General features: G+C 47.2%; 13 protein-coding genes. 8 read left to right on the forward strand and 5 right to left on the reverse strand.

The features are described from left to right. Nucleotides 1–11 precede the first annotated feature (11 nt). The 5 genes from AB0L18_RS10270 to add all read left to right on the forward strand — a co-directional run bounded on the left by AB0L18_RS10270 (nt 12) and on the right by add (nt 6,566). A complete protein-coding gene (locus AB0L18_RS10270; protein ID WP_367392498.1) occupies nt 12–713 on the forward strand; it encodes a hypothetical protein in 702 nt (233 codons plus the stop codon). A gap of 45 nt (nt 714–758) precedes the next feature. Then, entirely contained in the window at nt 759–1,892 is a 1,134-nt protein-coding gene (locus AB0L18_RS10275; protein WP_367392499.1) for a 1-acyl-sn-glycerol-3-phosphate acyltransferase, read from the forward strand. 105 nt (nt 1,893–1,997) lie between these two features. Beyond that, complete coding sequence (locus AB0L18_RS10280) at nt 1,998–3,614, forward strand: beta-N-acetylhexosaminidase (RefSeq protein WP_367392500.1); 1,617 nt, start codon at nt 1,998–2,000, stop codon at nt 3,612–3,614. Nucleotides 3,615–3,984: 370 nt separating this feature from the next. Next, nucleotides 3,985–5,340: a dihydrolipoamide acetyltransferase family protein gene (locus AB0L18_RS10285; protein WP_367392501.1), complete on the forward strand. Its 1,356-nt coding sequence runs from the start codon at nt 3,985–3,987 to the stop codon at nt 5,338–5,340. A gap of 227 nt (nt 5,341–5,567) precedes the next feature. Further along, complete coding sequence (add, locus tag AB0L18_RS10290) at nt 5,568–6,566, forward strand: adenosine deaminase (protein ID WP_367392502.1); 999 nt, start codon at nt 5,568–5,570, stop codon at nt 6,564–6,566. A 362-nt stretch (nt 6,567–6,928) separates the two neighbouring features. Here the strand turns inward: add and AB0L18_RS10295 are convergent, their stop codons facing one another. Beyond that, complete coding sequence (locus AB0L18_RS10295) at nt 6,929–8,362, reverse strand: hypothetical protein (RefSeq protein WP_367391459.1); 1,434 nt, start codon at nt 8,360–8,362, stop codon at nt 6,929–6,931. 135 nt (nt 8,363–8,497) lie between these two features. Further along, nucleotides 8,498–10,030, reverse strand: coding sequence for an NADP-dependent isocitrate dehydrogenase (locus tag AB0L18_RS10300; RefSeq protein WP_367392503.1), 1,533 nt, complete (start codon nt 10,028–10,030; stop codon nt 8,498–8,500). Nucleotides 10,031–10,157: 127 nt separating this feature from the next. On the opposite strand from AB0L18_RS10300, the gene AB0L18_RS10305 reads away from it, so the two are divergent. Next, complete coding sequence (locus AB0L18_RS10305; protein WP_367392504.1) at nt 10,158–11,090, forward strand: LysR family transcriptional regulator; 933 nt, start codon at nt 10,158–10,160, stop codon at nt 11,088–11,090. Between the two features lie 130 nt (nt 11,091–11,220). Here AB0L18_RS10305 and AB0L18_RS10310 read toward each other — a convergent pair whose 3' ends face one another. Continuing rightward, complete coding sequence (locus tag AB0L18_RS10310; protein WP_367392505.1) at nt 11,221–12,465, reverse strand: competence/damage-inducible protein A; 1,245 nt, start codon at nt 12,463–12,465, stop codon at nt 11,221–11,223. A 9-nt stretch (nt 12,466–12,474) separates the two neighbouring features. Continuing rightward, nucleotides 12,475–13,233: a biotin--[acetyl-CoA-carboxylase] ligase gene (locus AB0L18_RS10315; protein ID WP_367392506.1), complete on the reverse strand. Its 759-nt coding sequence runs from the start codon at nt 13,231–13,233 to the stop codon at nt 12,475–12,477. Nucleotides 13,234–13,378: 145 nt separating this feature from the next. Here AB0L18_RS10315 and rsfS point away from each other — a divergent pair, with 145 nt between their 5' ends. Together rsfS and ftsH are read left to right on the forward strand one after the other, a co-directional pair. Next, entirely contained in the window at nt 13,379–13,768 is a 390-nt protein-coding gene (gene rsfS / locus AB0L18_RS10320) for a ribosome silencing factor (RefSeq protein WP_367392507.1), read from the forward strand. 120 nt (nt 13,769–13,888) lie between these two features. Then, nucleotides 13,889–15,901 (forward strand): ATP-dependent zinc metalloprotease FtsH, encoded by a 2,013-nt coding sequence (ftsH, locus tag AB0L18_RS10325; protein WP_367392508.1) that lies wholly within the window; start codon nt 13,889–13,891, stop codon nt 15,899–15,901. Nucleotides 15,902–16,238: 337 nt separating this feature from the next. On the opposite strand, the gene AB0L18_RS10330 is transcribed toward ftsH, so the two are convergent. Beyond that, nucleotides 16,239–18,062 carry a long-chain fatty acid--CoA ligase gene (locus AB0L18_RS10330; protein WP_367392509.1) on the reverse strand — a complete coding sequence of 608 codons (1,824 nt, stop codon included), beginning with the start codon at nt 18,060–18,062 and terminating at the stop codon, nt 16,239–16,241. Nucleotides 18,063–18,093 lie beyond the last annotated feature (31 nt).

Below are 18,093 nucleotides of genomic sequence, written 5' to 3' on the forward strand. Positions count from 1 at the left end.
AATACAAAAGAATGCTGCAAGTACCTATTTATCTGACAGTATTCTTTGTGTTAATCACTTTTACAACCACAGCCTTGTTTTGGTGGGTATTGAAAGTGAGCAAAAACGCTGAGCAACAGCCAAAGTGGAGCCGTCTGTTTTTAGGAGGGAGCTTCCTTTGGTTGGGGCTACAAGCGTTTTTGTCTTTTCAGGGTGCCTATTATAAACACTTGAATGCGCTTCCGCCCCGTATTGCGGTGTTGGGATTGATTCCTCCGCTGGTTGTTATTGTCGCTTTGTTTTTACTACCCAGCGGCAAACGCTTTATGGATAGTCTTACGCTGCCGTCGCTGACCATGTTGCACGTCATCAGGATACCTGTAGAGTTGGTGCTGTACGGCTTGTTTCTTGCTGGTACCATCCCTGAGTTGATGACCTTCGCCGGTCGGAATTTTGATATTCTTGCGGGGCTTACGGCTCCTTTAATGGTTTATTGGGTTTGGCGTCCTCCTGCCTTTCGGCGAAATTTATTGCTCGTCTGGAATGTGCTCAGCTTAATGTTGTTGCTCAATATTGTTATACATGCATTGCTGGCAGCACCTTTTCCATTGCAGCAGTTGGCATTTGACCAGCCCAATGTTGCCGTGTTGTATTTCCCTTTCAGTTGGTTGCCTACTTATGTGGTACCGGTGGTGTTGTTTTGCCACTTGGCGGCGTTACGACAGGTGTATTAAGTGCTAATATCGCTACCTTTGCCTTTTAAATAAGCAAAAAACACGATGGAGCAGAAGCCACCTATTCGCTTGAGTGTGTTGGAAGATCATGAGGTAGAGGCTGCCGTTCAGGAGCTTTTTGGTAGTGCAAGCCTGTTGGCAAGCATGAAGACTTTTATGCCTGCGGAGCTTTACGAAAAGTTGTTGAGTGCCAAGGATGAGGTGAAAAGCACCCGCGATTTTCAGGAGAAAATGATGCTGGTCTTTCTGCGGTTTGTGCGAGAGTTGAGCATCAGTGAGCTCACAAACAGTGGCCTTGAGCGATTGGATCCCTCAAAAAAATACCTGTTTATTTCCAACCACCGAGATATTGGTCTGGATTCAGCCTTTCTGAATAAAGCACTTTTCGAAGCTGGATTTACGACTACCCAAATTGCTATCGGCGATAATTTGATGACCCATCGCCTCGCAGAGTTGATTTTTCGTGTCAATAAAAGCTTTGCGGTTATCCGCTCAGGAGGCCCTCGGGAGTTGTATCAGCACTCCATGAGAATGTCTGCTTACATCCACGAAATGATTCACACCGGCAAGGATTCTGTCTGGATCGCCCAACGGGAAGGCCGCTCCAAAGACGGCAATGATCGTACCCAAATCGGGATACTAAAGATGCTAAGCCTCAGTAATCAAGGCGATCTCATCGATCATTTTGAAGCCTTAAACATTGTACCCGTCTCTATTTCCTACGAATACGACCCAACGGGTTTGGTGAAAACCCTCAGCTACCTGCGCAAACTGAAGAACCCTGAGTTTAAAAAATCCTTCACGGAAGATATTCAGCACATTCTGCTTGGTATCAAAGGCCAAAAAGGGCACGTTCATTTCCATTTCGGTCAACCGATAAATTCCCGCCTACAACCCCTTCGCGCACTCGATAATGGAAAGAAACAACTGGAGGAATTGGTTGCCATGTTGGATAAATCCATCCATACCAATTACCGTTTACACCCCATCAATTACATCGCTTGTGATTTGTTGCGAGGCACCCAAAAGTACCAGTCCTATTACAACCCAGAGGAGCTGCGAGCAATCACCGTTTTTTTTGAAAAACAATTGGCCCTGCTCCCCACAGATCAACTGGAAGAGGGTCGGAAATATTTGCTAGGGATTTATGCTAATCCGGTTTGGAATAGGGAGGGGTGAGTTGAAAGGTACCATCGGGTACCTACTTCTGGCGATTAGAAAATACCACGCAAATGGGGCGTTTGGTTATCTTTGACTGAGTTCATCAAAGTCATTTGCCCAACCATGAGAAACCAGACTTTATTGCTGATCACAATTGCGCGCAGTTGGAAGGCACTTTCGAAGTGCCTTCCAACTTATAACCATCTTAAAAACCTGCCTTTCTTACTATTTGCCACCTTGCTCGTTTTGACGTCCTGCAAAAAGCCAGCACCGACCGATTTAAGCAAAGCTGCACTGATTCCCTTTCCTAAAAGCATTTTTCCTACCCACGAACGGTTTTGTCTGCAAAAGGGTACCGTCATTCACGTATGGGAGGACGATATGATGCCCTTAGCGGAATACCTGGAAGAGATGCTTGAAGCGACGACCCAGCTGGACATCATCGTGGAAAAAGGGGATGTCACCAGGGGGACTGGCCATATCTATCTGGAATTGATGGATGATTATATCAATGAAGAAGGTCCAGCGTTTTACGAACTGAGTATCAAAAATAAGAAGGTTCACTTAATGAGTAAGTCCCCTGCGGGCGTTTTTTGGGGCATCCAAACCCTGTTACAACTACTACCTACAAGTGCTACCGAGGATAACCATTGGGTCATTGCCTCGGGTGTTATTGACGATGCGCCGCTCTATGATTACCGTGGGGCCATGCTCGATGTGTCGCGTCATTTCTTTGGTTTAGCTGATGTCAAGCGTTTTATCGACCTTATCGCTTTGTGCAAAATCAATTACCTCCACCTGCACTTGGCCGACGATCAGGGGTGGCGTATTGAAATCAAGTCCTGGCCCAACCTCACTACCCACGGAGGCAGTACCCAGGTGGGTGGCGGACCGGGTGGCTACTATACCCAAGAAGATTATCGGGAAATAGTGCGTTATGCGGAAAGCCGTTACATTACCATAGTGCCAGAAATCGACATGCCAGGCCATACCAATGCCGCATTAGCCTCTTATCCGGAGTTGAATTGCAATGGCCTTGCTCCCGAGTTGTATACGGGTACCAAAGTAGGGTTCAGCACACTTTGTACCGACAAAGAAATCGTTTATCAATTTGTAGATGATGTGGTGCGCGAAATAGCCGCCATCACACCTGGCCCTTACTTTCACATTGGTGGCGACGAATCGCACGTGACTGCCCTCGAAGATTATATCCCTTTCATCGAACGGGTGCAGGACATTGTCATCAAATACAAGAAAAAAGTCATTGGTTGGGATGAAATCTCCCACGCGCAACTGCGTGACGATGGCGTAGTTCAATACTGGGCGCGCACCGAAAATGCGCTCCGTGGGGTAGCACAAGACAAGAAAGTTTTATTGTCTCCGGCTCATAAGGTGTACCTGGATATGCAGTACGATTCTACCACCCAACTGGGCCTCCATTGGGCGGCATATATCGAGCTGGATAGTGCCTATTTGTGGTCACCAGAAACCTTGGTGCCGGGTATTGGCAAAGAAAATATCCTCGGTATAGAATCGCCCCTCTGGACAGAGACGATCACCACAATGGATGAGATCGAGTATATGGTCTTCCCCCGCTTATTGGCCCACGCCGAGCTGGGTTGGTCGCCAATCGAAGCCCGCAATTGGGCTCATTTTGCAGATCGACTCAAACGCTACGCGGGCCATCTAAAGCAGTTGAAAGTAGATTATTATCCTTCTCCGGTGGTTGAATGGGAGTAGGGCAAGGCTGGTTTTTTTCGGCACCAGGATGGGAACCACTCTGTAGAGCAGGGTTTTGTACCCTGCATGAAGGCGCAGCTCCCTTAGTGATCACACCAATCTTGCTATTGTATAACAGGTTTAGAATTGGCGGAGAAATCCAAAGATGGCCATATTTTTAAAGGCTTTTTCGTTGTTTACGAAACAAAGTTTTAGGAAAAGGTGAGTTATTAATGCCTTGCCTAATTATTATCGTTGAAACGATAAAATCCTTACTTTTGTGGTGCCCAAATTTCGGGTTTTGAAAACCTGAAGTTGATAACCATTGTTAAAAGGACAAAGTCTTCATTGACTTATCCTAACCAGTAACCAAATTCAAAGTAACCGTTTTATGGCGCAGGTAGAACTGATAATGCCCAAAATGGGGGAGAGCATCATGGAAGCTACCATCCTCAACTGGGTCAAAAAAGAAGGCGATCAGGTAGAGATGGACGAGACGATCCTGGAGATTGCTACCGATAAAGTAGACTCTGAGGTTCCTAGTCCGGTGGCCGGAACGATCAGTAAGATCATGTTCCAGGTGGATGATGTGGTAGAGATCGGTAAGGTGATCGCAATCATTGAAACGGAAGGAGAAAGTGCTAAGCCTCAGGCCAGTCCTAGTGTTGCAGAAGCTGCTCCAGCCAGTGCTCCTGCCTCTTCTAATGGTGCCAGCACGAGTGCCAAAGTCAATACCCCCGCACCTACGCCTGAGCCAGCGACGGCTTCGGTGAGTGTAAATGCTGGCGACCGCTTTTACAGCCCGTTGGTGCGTAACATTGCCAAAGAGGAAGGTATTGCGCAAGCAGAATTGGATGCCCTTTCTGGTTCTGGTAAAGAAGGTCGGGTAACGAAAAAAGACATGCTTGCTTACCTGGAGCAGCGTTCTTCGGCCCCAGCAGCGGTGGTTACTCCTTCTCCCGCTACTGCTCGCCCCGCTGCACCAGCGATCGATCAACCCATCGCTAGTAGTCCTATGGCAGATGCTTCCGGTAGTGGCAATGTGGAGATCATCGAAATGGATAGAATGCGCCGCCTGATCGCGGATCACATGGTCAATTCGAAGCATACTTCTCCTCATGTCACCTCTTTCGTAGAGGCGGATGTCACCAATATCGTCAACTGGCGGGAGAAAAATAAGCATGCTTTCCAGAAGAAATTCGGAGAAAAAATAACTTTCACCCCTCTGTTTATTGAAGCCATCGTTCGGGCTATCCACGATTACCCAATGATCAATGTTTCGGTAGACGGGAAGAATATCATCCGCAAGAAGAACATCAATATCGGGATGGCTGCGGCCCTGCCTACGGGCAACCTCATCGTACCCGTGATCAAAAATGCGGATCACCTCAGCCTTATCGGCCTCACCAAAGCGGTCAATGACCTCGCCGGAAGGGCACGGGACAATAAGCTGAAGCCGGAAGAAATTCAGGATGGTACCTTTACCGTTACCAACGTAGGTACCTTCGGCAACGTCATGGGTACACCCATCATCAACCAGCCTCAGGCAGCGATCATGGCTGTGGGAGCCATCCGCAAGCGCCCGGCAGTGGTAGAAACAGAATTTGGTGACCTCATCGCGGTACGTCACATGATGTTTTTGTCCTTGTCCTACGATCACCGTGTTGTAGATGGTATGTTAGGAGGCTCCTTCCTCCGCAGAGTAGGAGATTACCTGGAGGCGTTTGATGCGAATAGAAGCTTGTAGGAAGTCGGAAATCGGAAGTGGGAAGTCGGAGTAATTCCCACTTCCGACCTCCCACTTCCGACTTTTTTCATCTTAGCATAATGCTAATCAAGCCCAGCAGGCAGCCGAGGACCAGCCAGAAACGGAGGTCCCCCAGAAGTTGGTTTTCTTTCATATCACATCTTTTAAGTGTCTGTTCATCTCTTCTATACCAAAAAGGATGCCAACACAAATTTTTATAATATGTTATGAGAGCGCTTGCTGCATTTCCCAAGGTTGAGCTTCATGTGCACCTCGACTGTTCGCTCAGCTTTGAGGTGGTTAAGCAATTGCGCCCTGGCATAGATTTCGCCAGCTACCAAAAGCAGTTTACTAGTGGGGGGAAATGCACCAATTTAAAAGCCTATATCGAGCTGGCGGTCAGTGCCATCAAACTGATGCAAACCAGGGAAAGCTTGACTTTGGTGACTAACGATTTAATCGCACAGTTGGCTGAAGATCAAGTGATTTATGCTGAAATAAGGTTTGCTCCTCTACAGCATTTAGAACAAGGATTAAGTCCAGAAGAAGTAGTCGCCACGGTTTGTGACGCATTGGCCAAAGCCAACGCAAGTGGGGCGATAAAAGTCAATTTGATCCTCTGTACCCTGCGCCATTATTCGGAAGAAGAAAGCATGACTACCGTCAAGTTAGCCGAGGCTTTTCGCAACCAGGGGGTCGTAGGTTTCGACTTGGCGGCCGACGAAGCGGGCTATCCCATCAACGCTCATCAGGCAGCATTTGCCTACGCCAGCGCCAATTATATTTTCTGTACTGCTCATGCAGGGGAAGCTTGTGGCGCAGCAAGTGTTCGTGAAACCCTGCAATTTTTACGCCCCCAGCGCATAGGGCACGGTGTGCGTAGCATAGAGGATAAGGAGGTCTTGCAATCCTTACTCACCCAAGACATTCACCTGGAGATTTGCCCCAGCAGTAATGTCGTTACCAGCGTCGTCGATACCCTCCCTGACCATCCCGTGGATCACTTGTATCGTCAGGGCGTATCGCTCAGTATCAACACCGATGGTCGTGCCCTGGTCGATGTCGATCTGACTCATGAATATGAGCAGTTGACAAATATTTTTGGCTGGGAAAAAGCCCATTTTCTGCGGTGCAACCTGGAAGCGATAAGGCATGCTTTTATTCCCGAGGCGGAGAAGGAGGGGCTGCGGGCACGGCTTTTGGTGGGGTATGGGGGAGATGTTTGAATTACCAAAAGCACTTGAGGTTTTTTTGTGAAGAAATAAAAAACCTCCTCAGTCGCTAACAACTAAGGAGGCAGAGTAATCGAAACAGAAAGCTAATCTTTTGGTGAGGCTTGCCATTGACGATTGCCTCAAGGCGTATTAATCGAAGGCAACCCTCACCATACTTGGTACTTTGTACTAGGTACTCGGATTTGATCTCCTGATAGCCATCAGAACCCTATACTTACTGACCAACAAAATCCCCGTACCGAGTACTCAGTACCAAGTTTGGACTTTGGAAGGCTTTAGCTTTCCGAATGTTTCAAGATTCAGAAAATCGTTCCTAAAACTGCCCTGCGATGTAGATTAAGTGGCTCGTAAGCTCATTTTTTGGGTTTACGAGCCACTTTATACGTTGTTTTAGGGGTAAGTTGATGTCCTTTTTGTCTTCCTATTCCTCCCTTCGACTTTGGAGGGCTTAGGTCACTTAAGTCCAAAGTACAATAGTAGGCTTGGGCTTTGCGGATAGACTGTGTCATGGTCACCCGCCCGTTTATTTTTTTCTTTTTTGGCTGATATCGTTCCCATGGGTGAATAGGTTGATTGTCTACTTGATCGGCATTCAAAAATGCCACATAACTAGCCAAGATAACAACTTGAAGAAAGTTATCCAAGTGTTGCTGTACCGAGGTGGCAAATCTAGTTAGTAGAAAGTGTTGTTTTGCCGTTCGGAAAAAGGCTTCAATATCTTGACGCGAGCGGTAGTACTGTCTGCCCATGATGCTACTCACTTCTGTTTTACGCTCACCACTGATAGCCAGATAAAGTTCTCGTTTAAAAACCGGCTTCCCTGTGCTCTTATCAATACACCGAATACGTAGCAAATCAATGGGATGTTCTTTCATCGACTGACCACTCTTAGAGCGTAACAGGTAATTATTCCACCGTTCAATAGTAACCATTACTGGACGGGACTGACGTCCCATGATTTCTTCCACCACAATAGACTCATCGGCTTGCGTCTCACTGATGGCCTTACGTTCTACGTCATAAAATTGCTTACTATTCTTTTGTTTATATGATTTGGTATCCGAGTCCATAATCAAATAGCTCTGCTCGCCAAAGTATTGCAATGGGTTTGAACTAGCTGTCCGCTCATACTGCTTAAAGACCTTGGAGCCATGCTTTAGTCGAACGATATTCACTAGATTGGGGTGATCCTTATAGGGTTGAGCTAGAAAAGCACTATTCCCATAGGCACTGTCGGCACAATGGATCACCAAACGGGTGTTATCAATGATGCCCTCATGATCGCTTAACAGTCCAGTCAACTGCTCTTGAGCGCATTGGGAGGCCGTCTGATCAAGCCTTACCCGCCGCAGATCCAAGGGCAAACTCCATGAACCACTAAAGGAAGACAAGTTCAGGGAACTCAAATTATAGCCCACACCTAAATTAGTCCGGGATTGGCCGGCTCCATTAGGTAGAACAATGGCCTGACGATCAGGTAAGCTCTGGGCATGAGTGTATTCACACGGCGTCACGTCAGTACTTACGACCAAGGGCAATGAACTATCACCAATTCCTTTTACTATCTGACCTAACTCTTTAAAGACAAATTGACTCACAAGTTTTTGCAAACATGAAAAAGATTCTTCATCTTTGGATAACTCATCAAATACGTCATAAAGACTGGCATATTGATGCTGATAAACAGGATTTAAACTCAGCTCAGCGATACTATCATAATGAGTATTGCTCGATAGGCTCAGTATAAGATTTGCCAAAGCTCTCCTTCTAGGTAGGGCTGTAGCCATAAGCTGTTGGTAGAGGGGGTGGGTCTTTTTTTCATACTCTAAGTTAACACCCCACTACCAACTTTATTCTTTTTTCTGGCTAAAGCCTTCCAAAGTCCAAACCAAGTACCCAATACCCAGTACCAAGTACCAAAATCACTCCCCTTGCCCCAGCGAATAGGCTCTTTTACCATTCATATCGTACAAGTTCTCCGTCTTGATGAAATTGAGGCCAGCTAGGTGGAGGCGATTGAGTAACTGCACCAGTTGGAGGTAGGTGACGGGTGCGGTGCGGGTAGCGGCGGTATTTTGGGTTTGGTCTACGTACTGGGTAGACACAAACCGGCAACGCCAATGGTCGGTACAGAAGGTTTCGGGCATGCCATTGGGGTATACTTTTACGCCTCGGTTGGTGATCATTTTCAGTTGAAGCTCCGTGCCGGCGAGTTCTTCCAGCTGGCGGCCCAGTACCTTGGGGTCGCGCTCGGTGCCCGTCCAGTCGAGGAAGACATCCATGCCCATCAGTTCTTTTTGTACCGGAAGGGCAGGTTTTAGTTGAATACTAATGGGTTCATTATTGGCCGTCGCAGCAAGGGCTTTGAAGCGACGGGGAGACTTGCCGAGTCTTTCGATCACCGCTTTGGCAAAGCCCTGGGTGCCTACGCGTTGTTGGGTGTAATTTTCGCTGGCAATATCGGCAGTATGGATACCATCTTCCAAGGTACAAAGCAGGGCGTTCATGATCTTGGCTGCCGTTGCGTTCTGTCCCAGATGCTCAAGCATCATACAGGCTGCGTGTAGCAATCCAGATGGGTTAGCAATGTCCTTGCCGGCAATATCTGGTGCTGAACCATGTATGGCTTCAAACATTGCAATATGATCACCGATGTTTGAGGAGCCTCCTAAACCAACCGAGCCTGCCACCTGCGCAGTAATGTCGGAAATAATATCACCGTACAGATTCAGGGTGACGATGACGTCAAAACGCTCCGGATTATCAGCCAGGTGAGCAGCGCCGATATCTATGATGTAGTGCTCTGATTTGATCTGTGGGTATTCTTTGGCCACCTCGCGGAAGACCTCGTGAAACATACCATCGGTGTGCTTCATGATGTTGTCCTTGGTCATACAGGTCACTTTTTTGCGACCATTTACGCGCGCATACTCGAAAGCATAGCGAACGATACGCTCACATCCAGGGCGAGATACCAGCTTGAGGCATTGTACGACTTCGGGCGTCTGCTGGTGTTCAATGCCGGCATAGAGGTCCTCTTCGTTTTCGCGGATAACAACCAGATCCATGTTAGGAAAATGACTCTCTACGTAAGGTGTGTAGGCCCGACATGGCCGCACGTTGGCATAAAGCCCCATGGTCTTGCGGATCGTCACGTTCAGACTCTTGTAACCACCTCCTTGTGGAGTGGTAATAGGTCCTTTAAGAAAAGCTTTATTGCGGCGAAGGCTCTCCCAGGCATCGGCACTAATTCCTGAGGTATGGCCTTGGAGGTACATCTTTTCCCCAATCTCTATTTTGTCATAGACCAACTGTGCACCAGCCGCTTCTAAAATATCAAGCGTGGCTTTCATGATCTCCTTGCCTACACCATCCCCTTCCGCAATGGTAATGCGGGCAGGTAGTGTATTGTTGAGTTTGTCAGCGGTAGGTTGAACGATCGTATTCAGCGACATAAAGTGGTTTTGTTTTGGTTCTGATGATGGCCTGTAGCCAAGAAATATTTATTTGATAAGGCAAAGTAAAGTCAAATAGTTTATTTACTTTTATTTATAATTTAAATTTTAATCATCCGTATTGTTTATGGATTACACTTTGCACCAGCTGCGCATCTTCCGGGAAATTGTCAAAACCCGTAGTGTTACCAAGGCTTCCAAGACGCTACACCTGTCCCAGCCAGCAGTATCTATCCAACTAAAAAAGCTACAGGATCAATTTGAGATTCCTTTGACGGAAGTCATCGGACGGCAAATTTATATCACCGAATTCGGAGAAGAAGTAGCCGAGGCTTGTGATCGCATTTTGGGCGAAGTCTATTCTTTGAAACATCGAACCTTGGCTTATAAAGGTTTCCTGACGGGGCAGCTGAAGGTAGCTGTGGTGAGTACGGGCAAGTATGTGATGCCTTATCTGCTGTCAGAATTCCTGGGCAGGAATGAAGGCATTGACATCGTCATGGATGTAACCAACAAAGCCCGTGTGATCCAAAATCTAACCAGCAACGAGGTAGATTTCGCAATGGTTTCAGTAATGCCTACGGATTTGGAGCTGGAGAGCATTGAGTTGATGAGTAATAAACTCTACCTGGTAGGAGGTGCCAGCAGGGTAGAAGCCCTCAAAAAGATCGACAAGGAAGTTTTGAAAACATCACTGCTCATCTATCGCGAAGAAGGTTCGGCTACCCGCCAGCAGATGGAGCAGTTTCTTACCCAAAATGAACTGCCAGTCACCAAGCGCATGGAGCTGACGTCCAATGAGGCGGTAAAACAAGCTGTGATTGCAGGGCTTGGCTATTCGGTCCTTCCACTCATCGGGATAAAAAACGAGATCGCCAATGGGAGTATTCGCGTGATTCCTTTCAAAGGCCTGCCCATGGTCACTTCCTGGAACCTGGTGTGGCTGAAGAACAAGAAATTCTCGCCAGCCGCCGCCGCATTTTTAAAGTATTTGCGCAATGAAAAAGAAGCAATAATTCACGAAAAATTTCAGTGGTTCGAGGATTTTAGGCCTAGCTAAAGTCTGTACGGGGGACAGGCCGCTTCGCGCCCTTTAAGATAGGACAAGGCTGATGGATTAAATGACGATTAGTGAAGTAAAGTCCCTGTACGCTCTACCTCAAGGGGCGATACAATCGTCCCGCATCTCTCTACTTCTTTTGCAAAAAGTGCCAGAGCATTCCCAGCACCCGCGTACTAGCGTATTGGATGTTCTTTTCCCGGTCCTTGGTACCGAGAAGCAGGAAGGTCTCTGTTTTTTCATGGTTCCCCACGGCCAGCCAAATGGTGCCCACGGGCTTTTCAGGAGTTCCTCCGGTTGGTCCGGCGATCCCAGAAACAGCTAGAGCCACATCTACATTTAGTGCTTTTAATGCTCCTGTGACCATCTCTCTCACGGTTTGTTCACTCACCGCGCCGTGGTTGTGCAGGGTAGTAGGGCTAACGCCCAAAAGGCTTTCTTTGACTTTATTGTCATAAGCAACGATACTTCCCTGAAAATAAGCCGACGCACCCGAGATGGCAGTTACCCGATGTGCAACATAGCCCCCGGTGCAACTTTCGGCGGTAGCCATGGTGAGGCCTTTTTCCAGAAGCAAGCGACCTACTTCCGCTTCAATGTTTGTTGCTCCTTCAGCGTAAACAAAATCCTTGATGCGTTCTCTGATCGCGTCGCCATAGACTTTGAGGTCGTGCTTCAAGGTTTCTTTGTCGTCAGCGCGCCCGGTGAGGCGGAGTCTCACTTGTCCCAGATTGGGTAGGTAGGCGAGACTGAGATGCGGCGGCAACTGCTCTTCAAGGTCTTCAATTTGCTCCGCCAAACGTGATTCCCCTTCCCCAATCGTGAGCAGGGTACGGTGGGCGATGGGGCGTAGCTTGAACCGTTTGCGTAAACGCGGAATGACCTCATGGGTTAGCAGGTATTCCATTTCGTAGGGAACACCTGGCATAGAGACCACTATTTTATCCTCTTGCTCCATCCACATGCCAGGGGCAGTGCCCATTTTGTTGGTGAGCAGCAAAGCGTTTTCTGGCATGTAGCATTGCTCGCGGTGAGCAGGGGTTGTACTGCGACCGAGGCGCTGAAAGAAATATTCAATTCGCTCCCAGGTGACCTCACTGAAGGCCATGTCTACTCCGAAATATTTAGCAAGTGCTTTTTTTGTTACATCATCCTTGGTAGGCCCCAGTCCTCCGGTCATGAGTACAACATCACTGTAGCTCAGAGCTTGTTCAAGATTGTCGATGATTTCAGGAAGGGTATCAGCAATCGCTACCTTTCGGAAAACTTCCATACCATAACGGTTGAGCGCTTGGGCCATGAAAGCAGAATTCGTGTCGATAACCTGACCAATCAACAGTTCATCACCAATGGTCAGTATGGTAATTTTAGGCATAAGGGTAGTTTATAAAAATGCGACTTCTTTGAGATCAAAATACTGAACATGGTTTTGCTCCATTTGAATGGCCAATTTACCTGTTTCCTGCACACCAATGATGTGTCCGGTGAAAATTTGTCCAGAAGTAGTGTCCTGAAAAGAATGACACTCCTGATAACGGTAAAGGTTTTGTAAATAATTGGCACGAATGACCTTGGGGTTTTGCTTGAGTTGTAAGTAACGGGCTTCCAAGCGCTGGAAGAGCAAGTGTTGGACTTCCTGTCGGTCCAGCTCCCGGCCTAGGAATTGTTGTAAAGCACCTGGCCGAGGTAGGGCTTTGGGGAAGTCCATTTCGTTGACATTCAGCCCGATACCCACCACGCTTGATTGTAAGAATTGGCCGGTAAGGCTATTCTGGATGAGGATGCCCGCCAGTTTTTTGTCAGCTAGATAAACGTCATTGGGCCATTTTACCAATGCTTGCGTTTGCGCAAAATGGCTAATGGTATCGGCTACCGCCAAGGCTACAGCTTGCGATAGGGAAAATTGCTGCCGCGCAGCCAGCCAACGTGGCTGGAAAATAACACTCAATAAGAGGTTTTTGCCAGGGCTAGCGTACCAACTACTGCCAATCTGTCCTCTACCAGCGGTCTGATAGTCCGCAGATATGACAGTTCCCTCACTTGGTGTGGTTTTTGCTACTTCTTCCAGTGCTAAGGCATTGGTCGAAGAAACTTCCGTAAAATGACGGACAACATTTCCTACGAAAAGGGTGTTGAATTTCAACTAAAGGGATTTTTTTTGCTAGCTTTATTGTTGCAAAGTGACGGAACAAACCTGTCTACCTGCGGTAAGCAGGCAGGAATCAGTTATTTCCGTCGAATTACAAAAGTAATGTGCCATTACAAAAATAAACAAACTATCCAGTAATTTGAGTCAAGCCGTTCAGTTAAACCAGCAATATCGCTGGACCCAAGAAGAGTTGAATGATACTGTAGTCGACGCTATCCAGGATATCAAAGGTAAACATATCGTTAAGTTGGATTTGCGCCGTGTGGGGGATGCTCCTACTGACTTTTTTATCATTTGTGAAGGAGATTCCAATACCCAAGTTAGTGCCATCGCAGATAATATTTCTAAAAGGCTCAAAGATGAGCTGGGCGTTTTTCCCAGTAATATAGAGGGGGCTGGTGCTAGTAATTGGGTCTGTCTCGATTATTTCAATACGGTTATCCACGTCTTTTATCGGGAGACGCGTGCTTATTATGAGCTAGAAGATTTGTGGAGCGATGCGCAATTTACCGAGTACGAGACGCTTTAAAGTCTACCAAAATAAGCCCTGTGACGGGTTTACAGCTCTTTTTGTCGATTGACGTTAACGATTTTCCTGCTTGTGCGTTAAAGTAAGGAGTAGGAAATCAAAGAAAACTATTTGCCAAGAATGGAAAAGGAAAATAAAGGCAATCCAAATGAAGGTGGGCCGAAGTTTAGCTCTTACTGGATATACGCAGTGATTGCGATATTCTTGTTGGGGTTGAATTTTTACACGATGTCAGAAGGCAACCGTGAGCCCATCCAATACGATCGTTTGGAAGAGATGATCGCAGATCGGGCCGTAGATAAAGTGATAGTGATAACCAACCTTAAGCAAGCTCAAATTTATATCAAGGAGAGTAAGCTGACGGAAGAACGTTATAAAGACGCTGCGCAAGGCAGCTTCAGCCGTGATCGTTTTCAATACCGTATGGTCATTGGATCTACCGATCAATTCACGGATGATCTAAAAGAAATCCAGGAAGCGGAAGGAATTCCCCGCGATGAATGGATTCGCCCGACTTTTGAAACCAGACAAGATTATATCGGCAATATTCTTAGTTGGCTGCTGCCCATCGTAGTGATCGTTGCCATCTGGATCTTCATTATGCGCCGGGTAGGTGGAGGCGGAGCCGGTCCTGGTTCTCAGATTTTCAATATCGGAAAATCAAAAGCTACCCTGTTTGACCAAAACAGCAAGGTCAACATCACTTTTGCGGATGTTGCCGGCTTGGACGAGGCGAAGGAGGAGGTGATGGAAATCGTTGATTTCTTGAAAAATCCTAAAAAGTATACTGTATTAGGAGGTAAAATCCCTAAAGGGGTACTACTCGTAGGCCCTCCGGGAACAGGTAAAACACTCTTGGCTAAAGCTGTTGCCGGGGAAGCTGCCGTACCTTTCTTCTCGATTTCCGGATCGGACTTCGTAGAAATGTTTGTAGGGGTAGGTGCTTCCAGGGTGCGTGATTTGTTCAAGCAAGCCCGTGAAAAAGCACCCTGTATCGTCTTTATCGATGAGATTGATGCCATCGGTCGTGCCCGCGGACGCGGAGGTATGCAAGGAGGAAACGACGAACGCGAAAATACGCTCAACCAGTTGCTGGTAGAGATGGATGGTTTTAGTACCGATAAAGGAGTTATCCTAATGGCAGCTACCAACCGCCCTGATGTACTCGACTCTGCTTTGCTGCGTCCAGGTCGCTTTGATCGTCAAATCGGTATTGATCGCCCGGATATTAAAGGTCGGGAAGCGATCTTTAAGGTACACCTCAAGACCATTAAAACGGCTCCAGAGGTCAACCCCGCCGTACTTGCTGAAATGACGCCTGGTTTTGCGGGTGCTGAAATCGCCAACGTTTGTAACGAAGCTGCCTTGATTGCCGCTCGGCACGAGAAGGTGGCGATTGAGTTGGAAGACTTCAACTATGCGCTGGATAAGGTGATCGGAGGCTTGGAGAAGAAGAACAAGCTCATTCCGCCTGATGAGAAAAAAATCATCGCTTACCACGAAGCAGGACACGCCCTTTGTGGTTGGTACTTGCCCCACGCCATGCCCTTGGTAAAAGTGACCATTGTGCCTCGTGGCGTAGCGGCTTTGGGTTATGCCCAGTACCTGCCTAAAGAACGCTACATCACCCGCACTGAGCAAATGCTCGATCAGATGTGTATGACTTTTGGTGGCCGTGCTGCCGAAGAAGTAGTGTTTGGTAAAATCAGCACCGGTGCTCAGAATGACCTGGATAAGGTGACCAAGATGGCCTACGATATGACCACCATCTATGGGATGAATGCTAAAGTTGGGCAGGTGAGCTTTTATGGGATGTCTAAAGATACCTACCAGCGCCCTTACAGCGATGATACGGCTACCCTCATTGATGACGAAGTGCGCAAGCTGCTGGATTCCCAGTACGAACGTGCTCAGGATTTGTTGCGTGAACACCGTGAGAAACTGGAATTGCTCGCACACGAGTTGCTCGATAAAGAAGTACTCCTGAAAAGCGATTTGGAGAAACTGATCGGACCACGCCCCAGCGATGCGGATGAAACAGAAGCACAGGATTGGGTAGGTGTTGTCGATAATGCAAACACGACGGGAGTAACACCGGTTCCTCCTCCACCCCCGACAGTAGAAGATGTCTAAGGACGAGGTTGATGTTTTAGGTTTTCGATTGACTTCAATCGCAAAAATTGCTAAAAAATCAGATTTTTTGTGATCTTTGCACCATCTAAAGTTAACCACTAAACAGATCGACCATGTCTGACGAAATAAAAAACGTAGGGAGTAAGGGCTATTTCTTTTTGTTCATGTTTATCGCATTTTTGCTTTTTATCATTCTTGTGGTAAGCGTTTACAACTACAACTTTAAGTTCCTACCTCAGTAGTTTAAGCTCCAAAAGCCTGCTACTTGTCAGGCATAAAAATGGGGTCATTGTTGCAATTTGCAGCAATGACCCCATTTGTTTGACCCAAAGTGGTTTTACCCCTCGTACATCAACTCAATTTCCTTGGCGAATTTTTCGAGGATCACCCGTCTCTTAAGTTTCATAGTGGGCGTTAATTCCGCATCAGAACCATCTTCTTTCGTGGCATCCCAGGTGGTAGGCAGCAAGGTAAACTTCTTGATCTGTTCAATCTTGCTGAACCGTGGATTCAGACCATCGATAATTTGCTGATAATGAGCAATGACACGGTCGTTCTGTACGGCATCCCGAAGGTTGGTCCATTTAATGCCAGCACCTTTACAGTAATTTTCTAAAGCTTCTGGTGAAGGTACAATTAGGGCAGAAACAAATTTGCGTTTATCACCTACCACCATGATTTGTTCGATGAGGAAATCTTCTTTACAAAGGCTTTCGATCGGTGCCGGAGCTACGTATTTTCCTCCGGATGTTTTGAGGAGTTCTTTTTTGCGGTCCGTTATTTTTACAAACTTACTGCCTTTGGCATTGGTGACCCAAGTACCTACATCACCAGTTCGGAACCATCGTTCTCCGTCGATTTCTTCAATTACGTTTGCGGTTTCTTCGGGCTTATTGTAATAGCCCATCATGATATTGGGGCCTTTTGCCAAAATTTCGCCTTCGCCTTCGCGATAATCTCCGGCTGTGTCGATGCGGATTTCTACATCTGGAAATGGCATCCCGACCGTTCCCATGTAAGCGCCGTGGGGCTCGTAGCGGTTAAAGGTCAGGCCAGGAGACGTCTCAGTGAGGCCATAAGCTTCCCGTATGGGGATGCCGGCCGCTGAAAATACCCGCATGATTTTTACTGGGCAGGGGGCTGCACCCGTTAGGATACCTTTTACGCGCCCACCCAATGCTTCACGCCATTTGCTGAAGATCAGTTTATCCGCAATTCCCCATTGGATGGCTGTCAGTCCACTGAATTTTTTATCGTAATCGTAGCTGTCCGTCAGGCCAAGCGCCCAAAAGAATAGGCTATTTTTAAGCCCGGTAAGTTCCAGACCTTTATTGTAAATTTTCTCGTACACTTTTTCCAGCAAGCGAGGGACCGTCGTAAAAAAGTGAGGCTTGATCGCTTGTAAATCCCCGGTTTCCCCTCCCAGGTTATCGGTGCCCGTGAAGACAATGTTAATACCATTGTAGATAAAAGAGTAAGCGGCTGTCCGCTCAAAAATATGGCACAGCGGTAGGAAACTCAGCGCAATCTCTCCTGTTTTGATCGGTAAATAAGCTTTTACTGCTTTGACATTGCTGACAATGTTGTTGTGCGAAAGCATTACCCCCTTGGGATTGCCAGTCGTGCCACTGGTGTAGATGATGGTAGCCATTTCGGCAGGTTGGATCGCCGCTTTTCGCTGTTCTACTTCTTCCTGTCCCTCTGCTTGGAAGATGTCCTCCCAATAAGGGCGCCCTTCTTGCCGATCCAGGGTGTAAATATTTTCCAGTGTAGGCACATTAGCTTTGGCAGCATTGACCTTATCGTAAAGATCACCTATTCCGGCAAAGCAAAGTTTCACCCCCGCATCGTTGAAGATATATTCGTATTCTTCAGGGCTGATCGTTGGGTAAACGGGTACATTGATGGCGCCAATCTGTTGCAAACCAAGGTCCATGATGGTCCATTCCGGGCGGTTTTTGTAGACAACCAAGGCGATTTTATCACCAGGCTGGACCCCTAGAGCAAGTAAACCACGACTCACCTGGTTGGCCTTTTCTATGACTTCATCGGTGCTGTAATAAACCCATTTGCCGTCGGCATCACAACCACCAATCGCTTGTGCTTGTGGAAAATGTTCTTTTTGGTATTGAATAAAGTCAAATAATCTAGTGGGCTCCATGTTCACTGTTTAGAATTTAGAAAGAAACATA

This window comes from Lewinella sp. LCG006 (genome assembly GCF_040784935.1).
Taxonomy (GTDB): domain Bacteria; phylum Bacteroidota; class Bacteroidia; order Chitinophagales; family Saprospiraceae; genus Lewinella.